Source organism: Bradyrhizobium semiaridum (assembly GCF_020329505.1).
GTDB lineage: Bacteria > Pseudomonadota > Alphaproteobacteria > Rhizobiales > Xanthobacteraceae > Bradyrhizobium > Bradyrhizobium semiaridum.
In genome coordinates this window covers 45335-60343 of the sequence record NZ_JAGKJJ010000029.1, presented here as the reverse complement: position 1 = coordinate 60343, position 15009 = coordinate 45335, and the positions used below count along the sequence as shown (strand labels likewise).

The window sequence follows — 15009 nt, the reverse complement described above, 5'->3', positions numbered from 1 at the left end:
AATCGTGCAGGCCGGACGCCCTGGTGGCAGGTGTCCTCTCGCTCGATGCAATTGCGTCTTGCGAGGGCGGTGACAACAAAGCCCAGTCTCGCCGGGGTAAGCACGTATAAGCCGTAACCCATCGCGCAGGGAAAGCCGGGTTGTTTCCGGTTACACCTGTGGTCCTACCCCCGAGCTTTCTACCCATTGCTCGGGGCCCATGGGTGCGATCGGCACCCGGCTTTCCCTGCGCCCTCTGTTCGAAGAAGGGCGAAACGAAATGCAAAGCTCGGGACAAATCATGTCCCGAGAGCGCGAAACTGCGTCCCCACCCACCACTGTCATCGCCCGGCTTGCCGAAGCTTTTAGCGGAGGCGGCAAGCCGGGCGATGACACCGAGCTAGCTGTTTGACGTGTGAATCACGCGAACCGTCATCCCGTCATCCCCGCGCAAAGGCGCGGGGATGACGGGATGAGCAGCGGTGCAACACATTCGGCTCGTCGTCCCGGCGAAGGCCGGGACCCATAACCACAAATGCCGATTGTTGCGTACCGCTGGAACGACAAATCCCATTCACAACTTCCGCTGCGGCGTATGGGCCCCGGCCTACGCCGGGACGACGGTTGTGAGTGCGGCGACCGCCCTACTCCGCCATCTCCACCGGCGGCGTGCCGGGTCCGGCGAGCGGACGCTCTTCCATGACGATCATGCAGATCGACGCCGTGGTGAGCAGCGCGGCGGCCGCGCCGAACACGTAGCGGAAGGCGGTGACCATGTCGGCGACCGGGATCGCGCTTACCGCACCTGCTGCATGATGCTCACTGGCGAGCGAGATATCGGAGCCCAGCGTCATCAGCAGAATCGTGGTGAAGGCAGCGACGGTGAACGAGGCCATCAGCGCGCGGAAGAAGTTCATCGCGCCGGTGACGGTGCCGACCTGCGCCCGCGCCACCGAATTCTGCAGCGACACCACGCTGACTGGGAATGTGGTGCCAAGCCCGAGCGCGAACACGCCCATCAGCGTCAGCAGGCCCCACAGCGGCAGCGTCGTCACCGCCATCCCGGCGGCACAGACCGCGGCAACCGAGGTGCCGACGATTGCGACGCGCTTGTAATGCTTCGCCTTCGCCATGGTCCGGCCGGCGATCGCCGCGCCGCAGGTCGAGATCGCGGCGAGCGGGATCAGCGCAAGGCCGGCCTCGCTGGCGCTGAGGTGATAGACCACCTCGTAATAGAGCGGCAGGTGCACGGTCAGACCGACGATGGCGCCGAGCGCGCAGCCGCCCGCGCACATCGCGAACGGCACCACCGAGCCGCCCAGCAGCGACAGCGGCAGGAACGGCTCGTCAGCGCGGCGGGCGTGCCAGACGAAGGCGCCGGCAAGCGCGACCGAGGCCCCGAGCATTGCCGTGATGGTCGGCGACAGCCAGGAGAATCTGGTCCCGCCCCAGGTCAGCACCAGCATGAACACGACGGCGGACGCCATCAGCAGGATGCCGCCAAGCCAGTCGACCTCGCGCTTGCGGTGGAACACCGGGATCTTCTTCATCTTCGGCAGCAGCAGCGCCAACCCGGCCGCGGCGAGCGGCAGGTTGATCCAGAAGATCATCGACCAGTGCAGATGCTCGGCGAACACGCCGCCGATGACAGGACCGAGGATGCCGCCCGCCATCCAGACGCTGGAGAAATAGGCCTGGTAGCGGCCGCGCTCGCGCGGCGAAACGACGTCGGAGATCACGGTCTGCACCACCGGCATGATGCCGCCGCCGCCGAGGCCCTGCAGGCCGCGGGCGAGGATCAGCATGGTCATGCTCGGCGCGATCGCGCACAGCACGGAGCCGACCACGAACAGGCTCAGCGAGGTGATGATCATGGCACGGCGGCCGTAGATGTCGCTCAAGGTGCCGAATACCGGCGCCACCGCGGTGGAGGCCAGAAGATACGACGTGATCACCCAGGAGAGATTGGTCACGTCGCCGAACTGGCGGCCGATGGTCGGCAGCGCCGTGGCGACGATGGTCTGGTCGAGCGCGGCAAGGAACATCGTCAGCATCAGGCTGATGACGATGGTGCGGACTTCGTCGTGCGTGAGCGGGACCGGCGGCGCCAGCGGCGGCGCGTCGTTGAGTTCGATCACCTCGCTCGGGAGGCGGGACAGCTCTTCGGCAATGTCGCCAGGAATGTCTTGGGGCAATGGCGTTTGGTCGGCAGGAAAACGGCTCTGCCGTTCATACTTGTTCATTGGAGGCGTAGATCTGCTGCGCGAGCCCTCGCCCGCGATGGAATCATTCTCGATTTGCAATGTATGCTGCAACGCGATGCTGAGGCAGGCCGCCCGGCGCATGGGTGCATCCCGCCCCGGCATCCTCGCGCTGACGTGACGAAAACGGACGCGATCGCGTCACGCTTTGGACGTCTTGCCGACAGTCCCGGGCAGAGTCGTTGGAAGGTCCTTGGGCCGCTTCTTCAGGCGAGCCTGCCTCGGCAGCAAGCCAGGCCAGCGCACGATGTGATCCTCGAGGTCGGCGTCGTTGACGTCGATTTCGGTGCCCTCCACCCGGCCACGCACCGAGACCCCGGCTTCATGGACGGTGTTCGGATCGCCGGAGATCAGCGGGTGCCACCAATAGAGATCCCGCCCCTCGGCCACGAGGCGGTAGCCGCAGCTCGGCGGCAACCAGTTCAGGGTCCGGACGTTCTCGGGCGTCAGGCGGACACAGTCCGGAACCTGGTCGGAACGGTTCGTATAGTCCTTGCAGGTGCACAGGCCGGAATCGAGCAGCTTGCAGGAGATATGGGTGAAGTAGATCTTCCCCGTATCCTCGTCCTCGAGCTTCTCCAGGCAGCAGCGCGCGCAGCCGTCGCACAGACTCTCCCATTCGGCGTTGGACATCTCCTCCAACGTCTTGGTTTTCCAGAAGAATCCATCCTGGTCCGACGGGCGTTTGGGCGGTGCGGTCATGATGTCCTGTTGACGCCGATGCGGCTCTTCTTGGGGTGCCGCCGCAAGGCGCGCAAGGGGGTGCTTTTGCGGGGCCGCAAAAGGCGGTGGGCAGCGTTAGCCCTCTCATTAAATTCACGAGGCCCGCCATTGGTTTATGGCAGCCGCTCGGATAGAACAACGAACGAGCGCCCAACGACGCAAAAGCGCCTTGGGTTTGCCGCAACATCCAAGCAAGACGCTCGTCGGCGCCCGATTCTGGCGCCTGCAGCGCTGTCGAACTGATCAAGAGCCCCGGTGCGCCAGATCCTACCGCCGCGTTGGAAGCAGAACGTCCAGAACTTTTTCCTGGACCTCGACGCGCGTTTCGGCGCGACGCTGTTCGCGTCCGGCCGCGGCCTGCGCGAGGCGTTCGAGCGCTACTCCACTTTCATGGACCGCTTCTATGTCGGCCGCTGGAAGCGCTGGGTGTTCATCGAGCCGCTGTCGGAGGCCGCGACCCTCGGGCTCGGCGGCATGATCCTGCTGCTGACATTGGCGATCCCCGCCTTCCGCGAGACCGCCGACGAGGACTGGCTGAAGAAATCCGACCTCGCGGTGACCTTCCTCGACCGCTACGGCAATCCGATCGGCAGCCGCGGCATCAAGCATAACGACTCGATCCCGCTGGAAGACTTTCCGGACAATCTGATCAAGGCGACGCTGGCGACCGAAGACCGCCGCTTCTATGACCATTTCGGCATCGACATTCCGGGCCTCGCCCGCGCGCTCGTCACCAACGCGCAGGCCGGCGGCGTGCGCCAAGGCGGGTCGTCGATCACCCAGCAGCTCGCCAAGAACCTGTTCCTGAACAACGAGCGCACCATCGAGCGCAAGGTGAAAGAAGCCTTCCTCGCGATCTGGCTGGAGACGCGCCTCACCAAGAACGAGATCCTCAAGCTCTATCTCGACCGCGCCTATATGGGCGGTGGCACCTTCGGCGTCGACGGCGCCGCCCACTTCTATTTCAACAAGTCGGTGCGCGACGTGAACCTCGCGGAAGCAGCGATGCTCGCCGGCCTGTTCAAGGCGCCGACCAAATACGCCCCGCATATCAACCTGCCCGCGGCGCGCGCTCGCGCCAACGTCGTGCTCGACAACCTCGTCGATGCCGGCTTCATGACCGAGGGTCAGGTATTCGGCGCCCGCCGCAATCCGGCGGTGGCAGTCGACCGGCGCGACGAGAACTCGCCCAACTACTATCTCGACTACGCCTTCGACGAGATGCGCAAGCTGGTCGATACGTTCCCGAAATCCTACACCGAGCGCGTCTTCGTGGTCCGCACCGCGATCGACATGAACGTGCAGCACGCCGCCGAGGAGGCGATCGAGAACCAACTCCGCCAGTTCGGGCGCGACTATCATGCGACGCAGGCCGCGACCGTGGTGTCGGATCTCGACGGTGGTATCCGCGCCATGGTCGGCGGCCGCGATTACGGCGCAAGCCAGTTCAACCGCGCCACCGACGCCTATCGCCAGCCCGGCTCGTCGTTCAAGCCCTACGTCTACACCACCGCGCTGCTGAACGGCTTCACGCCGAACTCGAAGATCGTCGACGGCCCGGTCTGCATCGGCAACTGGTGCCCGCAGAACTATGGCCACTCCTATTCCGGTTCGGTGACGCTGACGCAGGCGATCACCCGCTCGATCAACGTGGTGCCGGTCAAGCTGTCGATCATGATGGGCGGCAAGGAAGGGCCGAAGGCCGGCCGCGCCAAGATCATCGAGGTCGCGCGCCGCTTCGGGCTCAAGGCGCCGCTGCCGGACACGCCGTCGCTGCCGATCGGCTCCGACGAAGTCACCGTGCTCGAACATGCGGTCGCCTACGCGACCTTCCCGAACCGCGGCAAGTCGGTGACGCCGCACTCGGTGCTGGAGGTGCGGACCGGCGCCGGCGACCTGGTGTGGCGCTGGGATCGCGACGGTCCGAAGCCGAAGCAGGCGATCCCGCCGAACATCGCCGCCGACATGGCGGGCATGATGAGCCACGTGGTCAGCGAGGGCACCGCGCGCCGCGCCGCGCTCGACGGCATTCCGACCGCGGGCAAGACCGGCACCACCAATGCCTATCGCGACGCCTGGTTCGTCGGCTACACCGGCAACTTCACCTGTGCGGTCTGGTACGGCAATGACGACTATTCGCCGACCAACCGCATGACCGGCGGCTCGCTGCCGGCGCAGACCTGGCACGACATCATGGTGACGGCGCATCAGGGCGTCGAGGTGCGCGAACTGGTCGGCGTCGGCATGGGCCAGAAGCTGCCGCAGACGGCGGCGCAGGCCAATGCCCAGGCGAATGCGGCGCCGAAGGTGCTCGAGACCAAGCCGGGGCCGCCGCCCGTGCTGACCAAGCGTGGCGCGGATATTCTGGTGCGGGTCGAGAAGATGCTCGACGACGCCGCCAGGACCGCCGACAAGACCTCCGGCAAGACCACGTTGAACGAGCCGTCCAACGCCAAGCCGGAATCCTCGAGCGCGCTGGCGTTCCCTGAGAACTACATCGCCGCGGCCGGACCGGACGGCAGCCCCACGGCGACCGTGCCACGCAAGAACTGACGTGCGGCTGCTCCTCACCACCTTGTTGGCGCTCGTGATCGCCGCCGCCGTCGGGCTCGGCCTGACCTACGCGACGGCGACGCGCGGCACCGATCTCGGCACGCTGAAGATCGGCGCCTGGACGGCACGGCCGAAGAACGGCACCTCCGACGTCGATCCCTACTCGCGCGCAACGATTGCGCGCAGCGGCGAGCTGCCGATCGGCACCGGCGACGGCATCTCGTTCTCGGCGATATCAGACGACAAGAACAAGCCGCTCGACGGCCGCTGCGACGTCGTCGTCAGCGGCGTCACGCCGCCGGCGCGGTTCTGGACGCTGACGCTGTTCGACCGCAAGGGCCATCTGGTCGCCAACACCCTGCAGCGCTACGGCTTCACCAGCCAGGAGATCATCCGCGCCTCCGACGGCACCTTCGAGATCCACATCGCCCCGCGCTCGCGCACCGGCAACTGGCTGCCGACCGGCGGCATCGAGCGCTATGCGCTGATGCTGCGCCTCTACGACACGCCGGTCGGGGTGGCGACGCGGACGCAGCGCGACGCGCCGATGCCGGCGATTACCACGACGGGCTGCAAATGATCCGCATCGTGTTCACCATCCTGGCCGGCGTGCTGCTTGGCGGCGTGGTCCATCTCGTCAGCGTGCTGGCGCTGCCGCGGATCGCCTCGCAGGACGCCTATTCGCGGCTGACGCCGATGACCAAGCTGAACGAGGTGACGCAGCTGCCGCTGGCCGATCCGAACAACTCGCCGCTGCCGCTGATGGATCCAGCCTTCGCGATGGCGATCTGCCGCTACGATCTCTCAGCTGGACCGATCAAGCTCAGGGTGCCGGTAAGCCAGGCCTATACCTCGGTGTCGTTCTACACCCGCAACGAGGTCGCCTATTACGCCATCAACGACCGCTCCGCCGGCAAGAAGGTGATCGAGCTCGATCTGATGACCGAGGCACAGCACAACGACCTGCCGGAAGACGAAGAAATCACGGCAGCCGACCGGCTGATCATCGACTCGCCGACGTCGACCGGACTGATCCTGCTGAAGGCGCTGGCGCCGGAGCCGGGCCTGATGCCGCAGGCGCAGGCCTCGCTGGCGGCCGCGACCTGCAGGGTGCAGAGCGAACCGATCGCGGCCAAGCAGGAGCCGCCGCCACAGCCCGCGCCTCCCCCCGCCCCGCCGCCTGCGGCGCGCAAGCGCTGAACACCGTACCGGGGGATTAGCCTTTCGACACCGCCACGGCCGCCTGGCATGCGGTCAGTTGCACGGTGCCGGCGAGCCGGGCGAGCTCATTGATCTGGCGCTCGGCGTCGGCAGCCATGCCGTCCGGCGCCTGGATCACCAGCCGCTGCAGCGCCCAGCGATAGGACGCGATCCGCCGCTGCAGGCTCACCTGCACCCACTGCACGATCAGCGCGTTCTCCTCCATCCGCGCCACCGCATCGGCGCGCTCGCGAGGGGAGACGTCCGCGATCAGCTTGAGGCTGGCGCTGCGCTTGCAGTCCAGCGCAATCACCTGCGCCGCGGTGGCGACGAACGGCTCGAAGCGGGTGATGTCATCGCGGACATCGTCGATCAGCAGCGCATAGCGCGAGGCGAACGAACGGTGCGGTTCGTCGATCAAATTGCGGCCGTAGGCGGTGCGGTCGAACACCACGTTCTGCCGCCAGGGCGCCGGCAGCTTCTGGTAGTCGCCGAACACGCTCTTCCATGCCGGGCGCGACAGCGGCGGCTCGATGAACTGGTAGGCGAGATCGCGCAGCTGCCGCTCGTGCTCGGTGAGCTGGAATTGCGAGGCCTTCATGCCGATGCTGCCGGTGGCTTCGGGGCCGAGCCAGCGATGCATGTCGTCGTTGCGGAAGTCGGCGCGGGTGCGGCCGAAATCGCCGCCGCTGCAGCCGGCAAGCGCCGCGCCTGCCAGCAGCAGGATCAGCGCCGGGACGATCGACTGCGCACGACGCGGCATTGCAAAACGTCCTGCGATCAGGAGCGCCGACGGCGGCGGCGGCCCTGTGCGGTCCCCTGCTCCGGCCCGCGGCCATCCCCGGTCTCCCCGGCGGTGCGCTCGATCCGGACGACGGGAAGGATCAGCACGGTGCCCACACGCTCGCCTGCAACGTCCATCACGCTCGGCCGCCGCGTAGCCGCATCCGCCGGAAATTCGATGATGGTGCCCATGTTCCCCTCTGGCCCCCGCACGGACGCGATTTGCCCCGCGCTGGCCGAGTAAAGAACGCGCATGGTTAATGACATCTTAAGCCACCGATACGGACGGTTACGGATATGGCGCTGTGCCTTAATGGACACGCGCAAATCCGAGCGTTCGCCTTCACGAGTCGTTTTCCTTAACTGCGCCTTAAAGCCGGGCGCGTAGGCTTGCTGGCAGAACGGTTTCAATCCCTGGTCCTTGTCCAAGTCGCGTACGCCTGAGCATGAGCGCAGCTCCACCATTTCCGGGCTTCGATGGGCTGATGACGCTCTCCCGTCGCGAAGGCGTCGACATTCGCCCGACGCTGCTTCGCGTCCTGACCGACCTTTACGTGCAAGCCAGCGCCCACTCCACGGACGAAGAGCAGCAGTTCGTCGAGCTGACGACCCGCCTGATCGACGAGGTCGATGACGCGACTCGCGCCGCGGTTCGGGCGCGGCTTGCGGTCTATCCGGCGACGCCTGCCCGGATCATCGAAAAGCTCGGATTGCGGCGCGCCGATCCCGGCAAAGCCATGCCGGCGGCCGCACCTATCCCCGCTCCTGCCCCGCCGGCGCCGCCGGTCAGACCGCCGACCGAAGCGCAGTTGCGGATGGCCGCGAGCCTTGCGATGCGGCCGAACGATGCCGCCGAAATCACCGATACGTTCTTTGCCGCCGGCGCCAGCGAGCGCGCGCAAATCCTGCACAACCTGCAGGACACGCCGCTGAAGGCCGCGGCGCGGCTTCCCGCCGCGCGCGCCGCACGCGCAATACATATCCTGGAGATGGCGGCATTCGCCGAGGACCTCGACAACTTCACGCTCGAGGTCGGCGAAGCCTTGATCCTGCCGTCGCGGATCGCCGCGCAGGTGGTGAACGATCCCGGCGGCGAGCCGCTTGCCTGCGCGATGCGCGCGCTCGATATGTCGAGTGCCGCGTTTCAGCGCATCCTGATGTTCCTCAATCCGGACGCGGGCTCATCGGTCAACTACGTCTACCGCCTGTCGCGGCTGTACGATCGCCTGAGCGAACGTTCGGTCCTGGTGATGCTCGCGGCCTGGCGCGGCTCGACCATGGCGGTCGCGCGCGGCAAGTATCGCGCGTCGCTCTATGACGACGAGCGCCATCACGCCCGCGCGGCATCCTCGCCGACGCGGCCGGCGGTGCAGCCCGGCAGCGCGCCGGCGATCCGTAGCCAGACATCGAAAAGCTAGCTTTTCGCCAGATCGAGAAAATGCCGCCCGGCGCGGTCCTCGGTCTCGACGATCCACGCGTCGGGATCGAAGCGGAGTTCCTTGGCCAATCGTTCCTCGACCGAAGGTTCGGGCACCGGCTGCGGCGCGGCCGGCACGAACAGCCGATCGACCGGACGGCCCTCGTCATAGACCGTCTGCGGCGCCGGCACATAGAGCACGGCGTTGCCGTCCATCAGCGCGACCTTGACGAACACCGCCCCCGCTTCCTCGGCGCCCTTCTTGCGGATCGCACCGAACACGCCCTCGGTCTGGCAGCGGCGCAGATAAGCGGCCACCCAAATGCTGGTTTTCAATCGCATGCGCCGACCTATAGGGCAGTGGCGAAGCCCCGTCCAATCGTCACGATATCATCAACGCAACCAACCGGTTGACCGCCGCATCCGCGGCCCATATCCTTGCATCCGCGGTGCAAGCCGCGCCCGGGTCCACGGGAAGGGTTGAACCCACTTGCAACACGCCAAGCGGCAAACCAAGCCTTTGTGCAGCCGGTTTTGTGGACCATCGGCGATTGATGCACGGAGGTTTCCATGGACCGATCGCGCGCGCGATTGAATCTCGAACATCTGAAGAAGCAGGCGAAGGAGCTGATCCGCCTCTACCGGCGGCGGGCACCGGAGGCCTGCGCCCGTTTCCGGCATGCGCTCCCGGCGGCGGCCGGACGCAGCGACAGCGAGATCGCAGCCCTCGACCTGCGGCTCCACGACGCGCAGTCCTGCATTGCACGTGACCTCGGCTTTGCCTCATGGCGGGATCTGCGGCGCTATGTCGACGCGCAATTGCCGCCCGGCAAGAGCAAGGCCGACCGCGTACGGCGCTGGCTGCAACTGGTCTATGCCGCCGACGTCAGCGGCACCACCGATCGCGCCAATCCGCGCGTGGCGGCCCGGATGCTCGCCGAGGATTCCGACCTCGCAGCCGAAGATCCCTATCTCGCCTGCGCCATCGGCGACGAGCGAACCATACGGCGCGCCGCCGACGATGATCCGGCATGGGTCAATCGTCCCGGCGGACCGCTGAAGCTGCCGCCGCTGGTCGCGGTCACGCATTCCAGTCTGGTGCAGCTTCCGGAATTTCACGCGCCTTTGCATCGCTGCGCGCGCTTGCTGCTAGACGCCGGCGCAAATCCCGATCAGCGTATCGGCAGCCGCTGGTCGCCGGGATCGCTCGATGCACCGGATGACGGCAATCCGCTGTCGGCGCTGTATGGCGCCGCCGGTCGCAATCACGATCCCGAGCTGACGAAGCTGTTGCTCGACGCCGGCGCCGATCCGAACGACAATGAATCGCTGTATCACTCGCTCGAAGGCACCTCGACCACAGGCATCCTGCTCGAACACGGCGCGCGGATCGCGGGCACCAACGCGATGTACAAGGTGCTCGACGACGAGAACATCGCCGCGCTCGAACTGCTGCTCCGGCACGGCGGCAATCCGAACGAGCCCGCCCGCAACGCGCCGCTGACCCATTGCGGCTCGCCCCTGATGTGGGCGATCCGGCGGCGCCGTTCGCGGAGATGCATTGCGATGTTGCTCGACGCCGGCGCCGATCCGAACGTCACGACGCCCTGCGGCCTCAGCGCTTACAGGTTTGCGCTGCAGTTCGGGCTGACTGACGTCGCCGATCTGCTGCGCGAGCGGCTGGGCGCCGAGCCGCTCACCGATGACGAGCGCTTCGTCGCGGCTTGCGCCAGCGGCGATGAGCGCGAGGCACGCCGCATCCAGGCCGAACGATCAGATCTTCCCGGTACGCTCTCGGCGCAGCAGCTGAGCCTGCTTCCCGAGCTTGCCGCAGCTGGCGACGACGCCGGCGTGCGGCTGATGGTCCGGCTCGGCTGGCCCATCGCGGTCCGCGGCGGCGACTGGGACGGCTCCGCGCTCAATCATGCGGTGTTCCGCGGCGACGCGGCGCTGACGCGATTCCTGCTCGAACACGGCGCGCAATGGACCGAGCAGCACGGCTTCGGCGATGACGCGTCAGGCAGCTTGTCCTGGGCCTCCTGCAACGAGCCGGTCGAGGGCGGCGATTGGGCCGGCTGCGCACAGGCGCTGCTCGACCACGGCATGCCGCACGCCGTTCCGGATCGCGTCGATCCGGAATGGGTGCTGATAGCCGGACGCAGGAAACTGTTCTCGGATGAAGTCCGCGACATCCTGCTCGGGGATGCCGCGTAGGCAGCTTGCGCTATTCGATCGGGCGGCCGGTCATCGCGGCGAGCTCGTGCACCACGCGGTCGGACATCTGCCCGGTCACCGGGAGCTTGCGCGCACGCTCGAACTTCGCGATCGCGGCCTGGGTGTCGGCACCGATGGTGCCGGTCGGCTTGAGCTGGCCGTAGCCGTATTCGGTCAGCGTGCGCTGCACCGCCGCGATCCGCTTTCCAGCCCCGCTGAGATGCGGGGTCGGGATCGGTGCCGGCGGCCGCACGACATTCGACGGCGCGGCGGCTGGCCCCGCGGTCGTCGATTTCACCACCAGATTGGTCATCGGATCGGCAGGCTTCGAATCCGCCTTGGGTTCAGCGGGCTTGGCTTCGACGGCCGGCCTGGTCTCCACCGGCCTGACCTCGACCGGCTTCGGGGCCTCGGCGGCGACCGGCTCGGCCGTCCGCGCGGCCGCTTCGGCGGGACGCGGACGCGGCAACGGACTGGTGAGCGCGCCGACCGGTGCCGGCGGCGGCAAGGTCACGACCGAGCCGCCGAACATCGGCGACGGATGACGGCCGGCTTGCAGGAACAACGCGTTGATCAGGATCGCGACAATGGCGGCCGCGGCGAGCACGCCTGCGATCATATCCTTCGGACTGTACAGCAGCACGCGCAGCACGAGGCCGCGCTCCTCCTCGGCTGCAATCGCCACGGCCTTGGCGCTGCGGCGACGGCGCGGCGCTTCATCATCGTCCAGAGTCTGTCTAGGCACTCTTCTTCACCTGATGGGTTTGCTCTTGTAGTCCGGAGCGCAGCGCAGGCTTCAGGGTCGAGACATTGCTCGCCGGCTCGGCCGGCGCAGCCGGGGTGAACGCCAGCGGCAGCGCGACCGACACGATGGTCCCCTCGCCCACCTTGCTCTCTACGCTCAGCTCGCCGTGGTGCAGGCCGACCAGTCCCTTCACGATCGACAGGCCAAGACCGGTGCCCTCGTGTCGGCGTTGATAGGTCTTGCCGGCCTGGAAGAACGGGTCGCCGATCCGCTTGAGGTCGTCGGCGGCGATGCCGACACCGGTGTCGGAGACCTGCAGCACGAGTCGTGTGCCCTCGACCACGGCAGATACGGTCACCTTGCCGCCGCGCTCGGTGAACTTGATCGCATTGGAGACGAGGTTGAGCACGATCTGTTTGAACGCGCGCGGATCGCCGTTCATGATCGGCAGGTCGTCGCCGACCCGGATCACGAGGTCGACGCCGTTCTCGCGCGCCTTCAGCGCCACCAGGTTGCAGCAATTGAGCAGCGCCGGCCGCGGTGCGAACGGCTCCGGAGAGATCTCGAAATTGCCGGACTCCATCTTCGACATGTCGAGGATGCCGTTGACCACCGACAGCAGATGCTGGCCGGAATCGTTGATGAGCTGGGCATATTCCTTGCGGCGCGCGGCATCGAGCCCGAGCACATCTTCCTGCGCGATCATCTCGGAGAAGCCGATGATGGCGTTGAGCGGCGTGCGCAATTCGTGGCTCATGGTGGCGAGGAAGCGCGTCTTCGATGCGTCCGCCTGCTCGGCGGTATGGCGCGCCAGCTCCAGCGCCTGCTCCTGTGACTTGCGGTCGCTGACGTCACGGATCACGGAGACCACTTCGGTCTCGCCCGCGGCCTGGTCGAGCGGCCGGCAACGCATCTCGACCCAGATGAAGTCGGAGGCGCCGCTCTCGCTTCGCGCGGTGTCACGGCGCAGCCGGAACTCGACGCTACGCGACTCGCCGCCGCGCGCGGCATCCGACAGCGCGGTGAGATAGGCGGGACGATCGGCAACGTGGACGCGATCGAACAGGCCGTGGCCGAGCAGTCGCGATGCCGGCATGCCGAGCATGGCCTCGGCCGCCGGAGAAATGAAGCGCACCGCGCCGTTGCGGCTGTGCCGCGACAGCACGTCGCTCATATTGTGCGCGAGCAGGCGATAGCGGTCTTCCTCGACATAGAGCAGCGCCACGCTGGTGCGCGACAGCGACTCCGCGCCAAAGGCAAGGCCGGCAGCATAGAAGATCGCCGAGATCACGCCGACGCCGGCCAGCATGCCGTTGGCGACGACAACCGGATCGGCAGCCGGCAGCAGATGATAATGTCCGAGCACGCTGAGCAACGCCGCGCAGGTCATCGCCAGCGCGAAGGCAAATGCCACCACGCGCCGCGACGCCGACAGCGCCGCCTCGATCGGAATCACGATGAGCCACACGGCCGCAAACGACGCGATGCCGCCGGTGGTCGCCGAGATCGTCATCACGAGACCGGCGAGCGCCAGCGACGACAGCACATGCGCGCCTTCATAGCGGCCGGTGCGCGACAGGAACCAGGACAGCAGAATCGGCGCAATCAGCCAGGCGAAGGCAGCGACCTCGATCGCGGTGGGCGCGCCGCGCACCGCAAGAAACGCCGGAAAAGAGGCAAGCGCCGCCAGGCTGCCGAGCAGCCGCGGCGCCATGAAGGCCCGATGGCGCGCACGGGTCAGCGCATCATATTGCGCCGACGGATGCAGCAGCGCATCGAGGCAATCGCGGATCAAACTCACAACACTCACAGCACTCGCGCTTCGGCTCGATCGTCAGACGGACGCGCCGGAACGCCTCCTTGGTGATTGCAGGCCAACGTGTCAGAGCGAACTTAAGCGAACGCTAAGGCGGGACCGCCTGCCGCCAAACACCGTGCATTGGTGATGCTTTGGCCGGTTATTCACCGTGCATTTGCCCGGGATGGTGAACGACAGGTTTCCGGATGCGACAAGCTATGGTTTCGAAATGGTGGACGCGGCATGTGCGACCAATCCGGCCTGCATCATGCGATCAATCGAAAATTTACACCGAATCAAATCAGGCGGATTTTCCGCGGATTTACTTCAATGCAAACACTTCCGATTTATCGACCGCTGCTACGGCTAAGTTCAACTGCGGCGTCGACCGCATGAAGCAAAAGACCAACAAACGACCGGGATCGCGCCATGTTCTTCCTGCTGCGTTTGGCATTCTGGCTCGGGCTAGTGCTCGTGCTGCTGCCCAGAGACAAGACACCTGAATCGGAGAAGGTGCCGGAGATCAGCGCCTCCGACGCGGTATCGGCTGCGACCGCGACGATCAACGACATGGGTCAGTTCTGCAAGCGCCAGCCGTCGGCCTGCGAAGTCGGCGGTCAAGCCGCGACCGCGATCGGCCAGCGGGCAACCGAGGGTGCGCGCAAGATCTATCAGATCATCACCGAGAAGAAGCCCGACCACACCGGCTCGATCGACGCGGATGCCGCAGATTCCGCCGCCGCATCCCGCGACACCCTGACGCCGGCCGACCAGGCGATCGAATTCCGCCAGCCGCCCGCGCCGTGACCGCAAATTAGCGGCGGAACCGGTTCCATTTTCGTCGCTTTCGCAGCCCGCCTTCCTATATAAGCCGTTAAGCATAGGAATGCGGGTCACGATGACGACGACGATCGACGAAATCAGGGACAATTTTTCGCTGCTGGACGAGTGGGACGACCGATACCGGTACGTCATTGAGCTCGGCCGGACGCTCGAACCGTTGTCCGAGGCGGAGCACTCGGCCGAGAACAAGGTGCAGGGCTGCGTGAGCCAGGTCTGGCTGTCGAAGCGGGTCGAGCGCGACGCCAACGGCGAGCCGCGGCTGATCTATCTCGGCGACAGCGATGCCCACATCGTGCGCGGCCTGGTCGCGATCGTGCTGACGCTGTTTTCCGGCCACACGCCGCAAGAGATTCTCGCCACCGACGCGCTCGCGCTGTTCGACGAATTCGGCTTCCGCGACCACCTGACGCCGCAGCGCTCCAACGGCCTGCGCTCGATGGTCGAGCGCATCCGCACCGATGCGCGCGAGGCGCTGGCTTCCGCTGCGTAGGCT

At 66.5% G+C, this 15009-nt stretch carries 14 protein-coding genes; 7 read left to right on the top strand and 7 right to left on the bottom strand.

What is annotated here, in order from left to right; genetic code table 11:
- Positions 1-623: 623 nt before the first annotated feature.
- Together J6500_RS26455 and J6500_RS26450 are read right to left on the bottom strand one after the other, a co-directional pair.
- On the bottom strand, positions 624-2222 hold the full coding sequence (locus tag J6500_RS26455) for an MDR family MFS transporter (RefSeq protein ID WP_225715631.1): 1599 nt from the start codon (positions 2220-2222) through the stop codon (positions 624-626).
- Between the two features lie 159 nt (positions 2223-2381).
- Positions 2382-2942: a YcgN family cysteine cluster protein gene (locus tag J6500_RS26450; RefSeq protein WP_225715630.1), complete on the bottom strand. Its 561-nt coding sequence runs from the start codon at positions 2940-2942 to the stop codon at positions 2382-2384.
- Positions 2943-3218: 276 nt separating this feature from the next.
- Between J6500_RS26450 and J6500_RS26445 the strand changes: the two genes are divergently transcribed.
- Genes J6500_RS26445 through J6500_RS26435 form a run of 3 tightly spaced genes read left to right on the top strand, consistent with a single transcriptional unit; the run spans position 3219 to position 6716 of the window.
- Positions 3219-5516: a transglycosylase domain-containing protein gene (locus J6500_RS26445; protein WP_225715629.1), complete on the top strand. Its 2298-nt coding sequence runs from the start codon at positions 3219-3221 to the stop codon at positions 5514-5516.
- 1 nt (position 5517) lies between these two features.
- Entirely contained in the window at positions 5518-6096 is a 579-nt protein-coding gene (locus J6500_RS26440; RefSeq protein WP_225715628.1) for a DUF1214 domain-containing protein, read from the top strand.
- Positions 6093-6716, top strand: a complete 624-nt coding sequence (locus J6500_RS26435; protein WP_225715627.1) for a DUF1254 domain-containing protein — start codon at positions 6093-6095, stop codon at positions 6714-6716. The genes J6500_RS26440 and J6500_RS26435 overlap by 4 nt, the downstream gene beginning before the upstream one ends.
- 16 nt (positions 6717-6732) lie before the next feature.
- Here the strand turns inward: J6500_RS26435 and J6500_RS26430 are convergent, their stop codons facing one another.
- Complete coding sequence (locus J6500_RS26430) at positions 6733-7479, bottom strand: hypothetical protein (protein WP_225715626.1); 747 nt, start codon at positions 7477-7479, stop codon at positions 6733-6735.
- 17 nt (positions 7480-7496) lie between these two features.
- Positions 7497-7691 (bottom strand): hypothetical protein, encoded by a 195-nt coding sequence (locus J6500_RS26425; protein ID WP_225715635.1) that lies wholly within the window; start codon positions 7689-7691, stop codon positions 7497-7499.
- Between the two features lie 293 nt (positions 7692-7984).
- On the opposite strand from J6500_RS26425, the gene J6500_RS26420 reads away from it, so the two are divergent.
- A complete protein-coding gene (locus J6500_RS26420) occupies positions 7985-8917 on the top strand; it encodes a DUF2336 domain-containing protein (protein ID WP_225715625.1) in 933 nt (310 codons plus the stop codon).
- On the opposite strand, the gene J6500_RS26415 is transcribed toward J6500_RS26420, so the two are convergent.
- Positions 8914-9258 carry a DUF1491 family protein gene (locus J6500_RS26415; RefSeq protein ID WP_225715624.1) on the bottom strand — a complete coding sequence of 115 codons (345 nt, stop codon included), beginning with the start codon at positions 9256-9258 and terminating at the stop codon, positions 8914-8916. The two genes, J6500_RS26420 and J6500_RS26415, sit on opposite strands and share 4 nt — an antisense overlap.
- A gap of 228 nt (positions 9259-9486) precedes the next feature.
- On the opposite strand from J6500_RS26415, the gene J6500_RS26410 reads away from it, so the two are divergent.
- The gene (locus J6500_RS26410) at positions 9487-11130 is read left to right on the top strand and encodes an ankyrin repeat domain-containing protein (protein ID WP_225715623.1); all 1644 of its coding nucleotides are present in this window, start codon (positions 9487-9489) and stop codon (positions 11128-11130) included.
- Positions 11131-11140: 10 nt separating this feature from the next.
- Here the strand turns inward: J6500_RS26410 and J6500_RS26405 are convergent, their stop codons facing one another.
- Together J6500_RS26405 and J6500_RS26400 are read right to left on the bottom strand one after the other, a co-directional pair.
- Positions 11141-11875, bottom strand: coding sequence for a peptidoglycan-binding protein (locus tag J6500_RS26405; RefSeq protein ID WP_225715622.1), 735 nt, complete (start codon positions 11873-11875; stop codon positions 11141-11143).
- Entirely contained in the window at positions 11868-13676 is a 1809-nt protein-coding gene (locus J6500_RS26400; RefSeq protein WP_376707863.1) for a sensor histidine kinase, read from the bottom strand. The genes J6500_RS26405 and J6500_RS26400 overlap by 8 nt, the downstream gene beginning before the upstream one ends.
- Before the next feature lie 426 nt (positions 13677-14102).
- Between J6500_RS26400 and J6500_RS26395 the strand changes: the two genes are divergently transcribed.
- Positions 14103-14480 carry a DUF5330 domain-containing protein gene (locus J6500_RS26395; RefSeq protein ID WP_225715620.1) on the top strand — a complete coding sequence of 126 codons (378 nt, stop codon included), beginning with the start codon at positions 14103-14105 and terminating at the stop codon, positions 14478-14480.
- Between the two features lie 91 nt (positions 14481-14571).
- A complete protein-coding gene (locus J6500_RS26390) occupies positions 14572-15006 on the top strand; it encodes a SufE family protein (RefSeq protein ID WP_225715619.1) in 435 nt (144 codons plus the stop codon).
- Positions 15007-15009: the final 3 nt, after the last annotated feature.

Excerpts from the sequence above, each read along its gene's own strand:
- J6500_RS26455 (WP_225715631.1), bottom strand. The coding sequence starts at position 2,222 with ATGAACAAGTATGAACGGCAGAGCCGTTTTCCTGCCGACCAAACGCCA.
- J6500_RS26450 (WP_225715630.1), bottom strand. The coding sequence starts at position 2,942 with ATGACCGCACCGCCCAAACGCCCGTCGGACCAGGATGGATTCTTCTGG.
- J6500_RS26435 (WP_225715627.1), top strand. The coding sequence starts at position 6,093 with ATGATCCGCATCGTGTTCACCATCCTGGCCGGCGTGCTGCTTGGCGGC.
- J6500_RS26430 (WP_225715626.1), bottom strand. The coding sequence starts at position 7,479 with ATGCCGCGTCGTGCGCAGTCGATCGTCCCGGCGCTGATCCTGCTGCTG.
- J6500_RS26425 (WP_225715635.1), bottom strand. The coding sequence starts at position 7,691 with ATGGGCACCATCATCGAATTTCCGGCGGATGCGGCTACGCGGCGGCCG.
- J6500_RS26420 (WP_225715625.1), top strand. The coding sequence starts at position 7,985 with ATGACGCTCTCCCGTCGCGAAGGCGTCGACATTCGCCCGACGCTGCTT.
- J6500_RS26415 (WP_225715624.1), bottom strand. The coding sequence starts at position 9,258 with ATGCGATTGAAAACCAGCATTTGGGTGGCCGCTTATCTGCGCCGCTGC.
- J6500_RS26410 (WP_225715623.1), top strand. The coding sequence starts at position 9,487 with ATGGACCGATCGCGCGCGCGATTGAATCTCGAACATCTGAAGAAGCAG.
- J6500_RS26395 (WP_225715620.1), top strand. The coding sequence starts at position 14,103 with ATGTTCTTCCTGCTGCGTTTGGCATTCTGGCTCGGGCTAGTGCTCGTG.
- J6500_RS26390 (WP_225715619.1), top strand. The coding sequence starts at position 14,572 with ATGACGACGACGATCGACGAAATCAGGGACAATTTTTCGCTGCTGGAC.